This is a genomic window from Rhodococcus sp. P4_F5 (assembly GCF_056401315.1).
This window is the reverse complement of the sequence record NZ_JBFUJP010000144.1, coordinates 1-2330: the sequence shown is the minus strand read 5'-3', so window position 1 is coordinate 2330 and position 2330 is coordinate 1. Positions and strand designations below refer to the sequence as shown.

Sequence of the window (2330 nt, the reverse complement as noted above, 5' to 3'; positions counted from 1 at the left end):
CGGCCTTCGCTGCTGCCGGGGCGGGTGCCGCCGGCGCGGGTGCCGCCGGTGCTGCCGAGGCGGGGACCGAGGCGGCAGGTGCAGCGGCGGGCGGTGCTGCAGCAGGAGTGACGGTGGTGGTGGCGGCGGCGGGTGTGCCGTTGCCGTTCGTGGGGCCGGCAGGCGCGGGTTGCGCGGCCTGTCCGTTGGCGCCCGAGGTGTCCGGCTTGTAGTCGGTGAGGAACTCGTGCCAGCTGGCGTCCACAGATGAGGGATCATCCTGGAAGCGCTGGTACATCTCGTCGACAAGCCACTGGTTCTGTCCGAATTGTGACGTAGAACTGCTGCTCACGGCAGGTGTTCGCCTCGTTTCTCTCTTGGTCCCCGATCGGCGCTTGTACACCCGAGGCTAGTCCCCCCGGATGGCGTCCGCGCGCGGCGGGCACCCGCCGAGTGATGTGCGTCACCCGTGAGTGCCCGCGGTTTCAACTATCGATGACATTTTGGGTCCCCGCATTATTCCCCGCAGCGCTTCGTGCCGCATCCCAGAGCCGTTCGTAGTGTCCGCCGGCGTGACGCAGCTCGTGGTGTGGACCGGACTCGACGATGCGCCCGTCGTCGACCACCACGACGAGGTCGGACCGCGCGGCAGTCGCCAGCCGGTGTGCCACCACCACCGCGGTGCGTCGGCGGGCGATCAGCCGGCTGGCCTCGAGCACGGTGCGCTCGGTGGCCGGGTCCAGGGTGGCCGTCGCCTCGTCGAGCAGCAGCAGGTCCGGGTCGACCAGTTCGGCACGGGCCAGCGCGATCAGCTGACGCTGGCCGGCGGAGAGTCCCTGTCCGCGCTCGCCGATCGGGGTGTACATGCCGCCGCGGAGGTCGGCGATGGTCGCCAGCGCGCCCACCGCGCGGGCCGCGGCCACGATCTGCTCGCGGGTCGCGTCGGGCCGGCCGTAGGCGATGTTGCTCGCCACGTCGCCGGTGAACAGGTGCGCCTCCTGCGGGACCACGCCGAGCCGGGCGCGGTACTCGGGGAGCGGGTAGCCGCGCAGGTCCACCCCGTCCACCCGCACCGCGCCGTCGGTCGGGTCGTAGAAGCGGGCCAGCAGCTTGACGACGGTGGACTTGCCGGCGCCGGTCCGGCCGACCATGGCCACCGTGGTGCCCGCGTCGATGCGCAGGTCCACGCCCTGCAGGGCGTCGGTCTCCGCGCCGCGGTAGCGGAAGGTCACGTCGGCGAGGTCGACGTCCCCGCGCAGGTGCCCGGTGATCGGCACCGTGCCCGACGGGGCAGCGGCGTCGCCGGAGAGTGAATCCTCCAGCGAACTGCGGGTTCGCAGCAGGTCCCCGATCCGGCGCAGGCCGACGCTGGCCTGCTGGTAGCCGTCGAAGACCTGCGAGAGCTGCTGGATCGGACCGAACAGCAGCCCGAGGTAGAGGACGAAGGCGACCAGCGTGCCCGCGGTGGCCTCGCCGTTGGCGACGCGGGTGGCACCGACCAGCACCACGGCGGCCATCGCCAGGTCGGACAGGAAGGTGATGAACGGGAAGAAGATCGAGATGGCCCGCTGCGAGCGCATCCGGCTGCGGCGGTAGCTGTCCGCGCGCTCGGCGAACCGTTCCGCCGCGAAGTCCTCACGCCGGTACGCCTGCGCCGCGCGCAGCCCCGCGACGTTCTCCTGGAAGTCGGCGTTGACGATCGAGATGCGTTCCCGCGACACCGAGTACGCCACGGAGGACACCCGGCGGAAGAGCAGGGTGGCCACCAGCAGCGGCGGCACCGCGGCGAGCGCCACCAGTCCGAGCACCGGGTCGGTCAGCAGCAGGGCGATCGCGATCCCGACCACCGTGAGCACGCTGACCACCGCCGTCGACAGGCCGGTCTGCAGGAACGACGACAGCGCGTCGACGTCGGTCGTCATCCGGGTCATGATGCGGCCGGACAGTTCCCGCTCGTAGTAGTCGAGGCCGAGCCGCTGCAGGTGCGCGTAGCTGCGCACCCGCAGGCTGTAGAGGACCTTCTCGCCGGCGCGGGTGGTGATCACCGTCATCACCGCGACCACCAGCCAGTCCGCGGCGACCAGCGCGACGCCGGCGAAGGTGGCCCACCACAGCGCGGACGGCTGGTCGGCCGTGACGCCGCGGTCGAGCGCGAACTTGACGATCGACGGGAACAGCACACCCGCCAGCGAGTCCAGCGCCAGGCAGGCGACGACGGCGGCGAGGATCCAGCGGACCGGCCGCAGCAGCGCGGACAGCCGGAACGCGGGGTCCGGCCGGCGCAGATCGTGGTCGTCCATGCCGGGTTGCTCGGTGGCCGGGGGCAGGGCCGCGACGGCGGCACGCAGTTC

General features: G+C 72.1%; 2 protein-coding genes. Both read right to left on the bottom strand.

Going from position 1 to position 2330, the window contains the following annotated elements:
* A partial coding sequence (locus AC1DU4_RS26255; RefSeq protein WP_477844902.1) for a 2-oxoglutarate dehydrogenase E1 subunit family protein occupies nt 1-331 on the bottom strand: 331 nt, incomplete at its 3' end.
* 133 nt (nt 332-464) lie between these two features.
* Nucleotides 465-2330 (bottom strand): ABC transporter ATP-binding protein (locus tag AC1DU4_RS26250; protein ID WP_477844900.1); only part of this gene is annotated, 1866 nt, incomplete at its 5' end.